Source organism: Clostridia bacterium, assembly GCA_017410375.1.
Taxonomy (GTDB): Bacteria; Bacillota; Clostridia; order RGIG6154; family RGIG6154; genus RGIG6154.
In genome coordinates this window covers 1-6,335 of sequence record JAFQQW010000046.1, presented here as the reverse complement: position 1 = coordinate 6,335, position 6,335 = coordinate 1, and the positions used below count along the sequence as shown (strand labels likewise).

Here is a 6,335-nt window from a genome sequence, read left to right as displayed (position 1 = left end):
GCAAAAACGCATTTATCAAAAGAAAACACGCAAAACTTTGCGTGTTTTCTTCATTTGGTGTCGTTCTTGTAAGTTTGTACAAACTTTGTTTGCCTTTATACTCGCGTTTTTGCGATCCGGACTTTTTTTACATCCCCTTTTTTTATACAAAAATTCTTTCTGAAGTGATTGACAAAAAATGTCGAAAATGATATACTTATACCGCGTATGCAAATTTTTTAAAAAACCACAAAAAGCTGGAGAGATACGAATGAAAAAAATGAAAAAAATCTACAAACGAAGTGCGGTAATCGGAATCCTGTCGCTGATACTGATTTGTCTTTGCGTGACCATCGGTCTTGCAATGGCGTATGACGGATACACGGTAAATGCAGAGCAACAGACGGTTGCGGTGGGCAATATTGAATATCCGCTGGGAAAGACGCTTTTTACCTATAACGGTGTTCCCTATGTACCCGCTGATGCGGTTCTGACCCATGACGGCTACGGCTTTGGCTGGGACACGAAAAACAGTATGTTTGTACTTTCTGACGGCAATAATACATATAAAATACAGGGTGAAAGCAAGGTTGTTATTAAAAACAACGAAAAAATAAACATTTCTATGCCTGTAAAGTTTTATCAGGATTCTTATTATGTGCCGGTGGACTTTTTTGAAAAGACCGTTGGCAAGAATATGTTGATTCAGGGAAGAATCCGCAATAAATTTACGGATCAGCTTGTTTTTTCCGCGATGAAGCCGGAGGCATATTTAAACGGCATTGTGCTTCCTTTGGACGAGGTTGCCCTGACCTATAAAAACAGACTTTTTATGCCTGCAAAGTCTTTGTTGGAGGGTCTTGGTTTTACCGTGACCGTACAGGAAAACGGACTTACAGCTTCGCGTCACGGCAAAACGGTAGAGGTTACGGACAACACCGATAAACTGCGTGCAGGGGATGCCGAAAATGTAAAAGGATTTACATTCCACAATGTATTGTTCATGCGCGAGGATGCGGTAAAAAAGGTTGTGGATGCAGAAATTTCGGTTTCGGGTACTGCAAAGGTTTGCCCGCTGTACCACAGAGATTTGCTGGAAACAACCGTTGTGCCGGACGACTTCCGTCTGCCCGGACCTATGCAGCTGTATAAGGGCGTATATGTTGCGGGCAACATGGCGATGGAAGTGCTGAGAATCGGTGAAAAGGATGCAAAAAATTATGCAGGTGTGGTTAACGCAGTAGCACAGGCACTTCCGAATGTAACCACATACTCGATTCTGGTTCCCAATTCCAGCGAATTTTATGCCCCGAAGGGCTCTTCTGCAAACCATACTGCAAAAATCCGCACAGCATACAAGGCACTCGACCCGAAGGTTGTACCCATCAATGCGGTTCAGCCTCTGGCAGAGCATGCGAATGAAAAAATCTATTTTTCCACCGACCATCACTGGACACAGCGCGGTGCCTACTATGCATACCGTGCGTTTAATGACTACAAGGGCATCAACACGCCCGCACTGGAGGAATTTAAGACCGCTCATGTGAAGGCTTTTGTCGGCTCGTTTGCAGGCTTTGCAAGCGGAACGAGGGGTGCAGAGGTTTGTCGGGCAAACCCGGATTTGTTGGAACGCTTCCTGCCTTTTGTGGAGGTTTCGGGTTATGCGTATAAGGATATGGGTCTTACAATCGGTGAAGGCAGAGTCGATGCAGTTGATAAGCGGTTTAACAATTATATGACCTTCATCGGTGGGGATCATCCTATCACAAAGTTCACCACAAGCAATAAAAACGGTAAAGCGGTTATGATTGTTAAGGAATCCTACGGAAATGCGCTGGCATCCTTGGTGGTTAACGATTATGAAACGGTTTATGTATTGGATCCCAGAAAATTCAACGGCTTTGGCGGATACACCAGACGGTTTAATCTGGTAGAGTTCTATCAGTCGCATCCCTTTGATGATTTGATTCTCATCAACTATCCCGTGGGAATGACCTCTTCCATTCGTCAGGCGATTTTAAATTTGGTACAGTCTTAAAATTGTGCAAAAATCCGAAAGGAGAACGTAAATGATATTTTCAAGCCTGCTTTTTATGTGCATATTTTTGCCGGTAGTGCTTTTGCTGTATTTTGCCAATAAAAACAACACCTACAGAAATGTGGTGCTGATTATAGCATCCCTGTTCTTTTATGCCTGGGGTGAGCCCATTTATGTACTGGCACTGATTTTCAGCTCACTGGTGGATTATGTGGTGGGCAGAGTTATTCATAAGCATTTCGGAACGGGCAAGGCGAAAATTGCGTTGCTTTGTTCGCTGATTGTCAACCTGGGTCTTTTGGGTGTGTTTAAATACAGCGGATTCTTTATCGACAATGTGAACATGCTTTTCGGCACCAACATTCCCTTTAAAGGCTTTGCATTGCCGCTTGGCATTTCCTTTTATACCTTCCAGACCATGTCCTATTCTATTGACATGTACCGCGGTCAGGCAAAGGTGCAGAAATCCCTGCTGAAGTTCATGGTTTATGTTTCCATGTTCCCGCAGTTGGTGGCAGGCCCGATTGTTCGTTATGTAGACATTCAGTACCAGATGGACAACCGCAGAATCACCGTCAAGGACTTTGAAGAGGGTGTTATGCGGTTTGCGCAAGGGCTTTTCAAGAAGGTCATTTTAGCCAACAGCGCAGGTCAGGTGGTGGCAAGCTTCTTAGAAAAGGATTTAACGGGCGTTTCGGCTCTTGGTGCGTGGCTCGGCCTTTTGATGTACGCGTTCCAGATTTATTATGACTTTTCCGGTTATTCGGATATGGCAATCGGTTTAGGACGTATGTTCGGCTTTAAATTCTTAGAAAACTTTAATTATCCGTACATCTCCAAAAATGTGACCGAGTTCTGGCGCAGATGGCACATTTCTTTGGGTACATTTTTCAGGGATTATGTGTATATTCCCTTAGGCGGTAACCGCAAGCATCACATAAGAAACATTCTGATTGTGTGGTTTTTAACCGGCTTCTGGCACGGTGCAAGCTGGAACTTTATCCTGTGGGGCTTATACTATGGTATGCTCCTGCTGATTGAAAAGAAATTTTTCAAGGGTGCACTTTTAAAATTGCCGAAAGTTTTGGGCTGGATTTACAGCAATGTTTTGGTTTTGTTTGGTTGGGCGCTGTTCTATTTTGTGGATATGTCCAGGCTCAAGCAGTTCTTTGTAACTGCCTTTGGCGGTACGGGTGTGTGGATTGACCTTTCGTTTAAAAGCGCGTTTATGGGTAATATTTTCCTGCTTATTTTGTTGGTTGTGTGTGCAACACCTGCCTTTAAGCTGTTTTGTGAAAAGCTTAAGGAAAAGCTTCCTGCTCTTTACAGAGTACTCTGTCCCGTATGGGTTGCGGCGATTATGCTGACTGCCTTTACCTTACTTGTGGGACAGACCTATAACCCGTTCTTATATTTCAGATTTTAAAGGAGGATGCATATGAAAGAAAAAGTAAATTACGGCACAGTTTTCGTATTCATCGTCCTTTTGATTGCGTTTTTCTATATCGGGGTGCTGGCACCTAAGGATGAAGAAGCGTTAAAGCGGGAAAACAGAGAGCTGACACCCATGCCGACCTTTTCAAAGGAAACGGTGCTTTCGGGGAGCTTTTCAAAGGATTTTGAAGATTATCTGGCAGATAATGTAGGCTTCCGTTCTCATTTTATGGATGCTTCTGCAACCATCAGCGCTTTTAAGGGCGTGACCACCGAAAGCGGTAAAGTGGTTTCTACCAAAAAGGATTTGGGTGTGGGCACTGCAGGCGAAGGCTCGCTTTGGATTCAGGGCGGTCGCATTATGGAAGTGTATAAAGCAGACAACGCGACCCGGGATGCGTATGTGGCAATGCTGAACGGCTATGCAGAACGCCTGCCCGAATCGGTGCGCATTTTCAGCTTGCTTGCACCGACGCAGATTGAATTTAACAACAGCGAGGGTTTGGCGGATAGTCAAAAAGATACCATTGATTTTGTGTATGAGAATATGCACGACCGTATTACACCGATTGATGCGTACGGTGCATTGGAAAAACATGAGGATGAATATGTGTTCTTCCGTACCGACCACCACTGGACGGCTTTAGGCGCATTTTATGCGTATCAGGCGTATGTAAAGGAAGCGCTTGGCAAGAACACCGAGCTTTCTGAGTATAATGTACAATCTGCCGACGGATTTTTGGGCACACTTTATGACCAGGTAAATGACTTGTCCTTAAAGAAGTATGCAGACAAGGTGGAATGGCTGGATTTCGGTAAAAATTACGAGATTTTAGCAACTGCTTTTGAAAACAATCAGTATGTGGATTATAAAGGGGTTATTTATAACGTACCCATGTCCACAGAAATGCCAAAATACGCTAAAATCTTTATGTGCGGTGACCATCCGTTCTCTAAGATTGTGACCAATAATAAAAATGGCAAAACTTTACTTGTGATTAAGGATTCCTATGCAAACGCATTGATTCCGCTTTTGACGCAGGATTATGAAACGGTGATTGCGGTTGACCCGAGAAATTATTTCGGCAAGGTTACAGACCTTGTGGCAGAATACAATGTGGATGATTGCTTAATCATCAATTACACCTTTACCACAACCTTTGCCGACATCATCAATCTGATGACACAAATTTTATAATTTCAATTCCCGAAACAAAAATAGTTTCGGGAATTTTTTTGTCGCTTTTAATTTGAGAAAAAAAGAGTTGTCAAAGAGAAGGTTTTGTGGTAAAATAAAATATCATGTTTGAAGGAGTGAAAAGAATGAAAAGAAAAATTTTGTTTGGTTTGATGCTGGCAATTGTAGTGGCATGTCTTTGCGTACCTGCCTTTGCGTTGACAGAAGGAGACTGGGAATTTCAATTGCTGGATGATGAGGTAACCATTACAGGATATCTGGGCAATGCGGAAAATGTTGTGGTGCCCGAGACGTTGTTTGGGGTTCCGGTTACAAAGATAGAAATTGACAATTCCGAAAAATCGCTTGGCCGTGCGAAGAGTGTTAAATTTCCTTCTCAGCTTAAAGAATTGAAAAACGGCGTGCTGGGCTACTATTCTAAGGCTTTGGAATCGGCGGTATTGCCGGAGGGGCTGGAGAAAATCGAGAACGGTGTTTTTTCGGACTGTGAGGAACTTAAGTTTATCAATCTGCCTGCCGGATTAAAATATATTGGCGACTATGCTTTTTCAAATTGTACCGGTTTGACTGCGGTAGACTTGCCGGCAGGGTTATCTTTCTTAGGCGATCGTGCGTTTTCCAACACAGGTCTTGTAGAACTTAGCTGGCCCTTTATGCCGGACCTTAATTATTCTCACAGCGATGCATGGAATATTTTTGCAGACTGCAAAAAGCTGGAAAAGGTAACCTTAGGATATGGCACGCCCGGCGTACCCGGCGGTACTTTTAATGGCTGTATTTCCTTAAAGGAAGTGAATTTGCCGAACACTGTCACCTATATCGATAACAGTCTCAGCGGTGGTGCTTTTGAAGAATGTTCTGCGCTGAAAAGCATTATTTTACCGACTTCTTTGAAAATAATTGAGAGCGGCGCATTTAGAGAAACCGGTTTAGCTGAGGTTATCATTCCTTACGGTGTAGAAGAGATTTCCAGTGGTTCTTTTGCGTATATACCTTCCTTGAAGAGTCTGTACATGCCGGACACAGTGAAAGTCATGGCTTCGGATATTATATATGATTCCGACAATTGTATTATTTACTGTGCAAAGGATTCGTATGTGGCAGAAACCTGTAAAAAATACAGTATTTCATTTTTAACCGATAAGTCGGTAAACAGCGGTATTACGGTTTTGTATAACGGAACACGCGTTTCGTTCCATACCTATGACCAGAATCCTGAGCTGATTAACGACAGAACTTTAGTTCCGCTCCGTGCAATTTTTGAAGCGATGGATGCGGATGTGTTCTGGGATGATGCAACGTCTACCGTACGTGCGGTGCGTGACGGTGTAGTGGTGGAAATTGCCATCGGTGCAAACGTGATGCACAAAAACGGCGAGACAATTCCGGTGGATGTGCCGGCACAACTTATCAATGACAGAACCATGATTCCGGTGCGCGTTATTGCAGAAGCTTTTGGCGCGCAGGTTGGTTGGAATGATGCCGGCAGAGTTGTGCTGATTAGCGAATAAAAAACGAGAAGGAATTGTGCGTTGCACAGTTCCTTTTCAGCGTGTCGATAAACCTATCGACACGCTGTAGACTTAAGAAAAAGGAAGTTATATTTTGTCAATTTGAATTCGTCGGCGTACAGAGGTACGGTAGAGTTCAAATTGACAAAAAGCAAGCAATGGAGCGGAATCCTCG

At 43.5% G+C, this 6,335-nt stretch carries 4 protein-coding genes; all 4 read left to right on the top strand.

Features of this window, described 5'->3' with window-relative positions; all coding sequences use genetic code 11:
• Positions 1-250: 250 nt before the first annotated feature.
• On the top strand, positions 251-2,017 hold the full coding sequence (locus IJE10_06400) for a hypothetical protein (protein ID MBQ2967730.1): 1,767 nt from the start codon (positions 251-253) through the stop codon (positions 2,015-2,017).
• 31 nt (positions 2,018-2,048) lie between these two features.
• Positions 2,049-3,443 (top strand): MBOAT family protein, encoded by a 1,395-nt coding sequence (locus tag IJE10_06395; protein MBQ2967729.1) that lies wholly within the window; start codon positions 2,049-2,051, stop codon positions 3,441-3,443.
• Positions 3,444-3,455: 12 nt separating this feature from the next.
• Positions 3,456-4,649, top strand: a complete 1,194-nt coding sequence (locus tag IJE10_06390; GenBank protein ID MBQ2967728.1) for a hypothetical protein — start codon at positions 3,456-3,458, stop codon at positions 4,647-4,649.
• Between the two features lie 125 nt (positions 4,650-4,774).
• On the top strand, positions 4,775-6,160 hold the full coding sequence (locus tag IJE10_06385; protein ID MBQ2967727.1) for a leucine-rich repeat protein: 1,386 nt from the start codon (positions 4,775-4,777) through the stop codon (positions 6,158-6,160).
• Positions 6,161-6,335 lie beyond the last annotated feature (175 nt).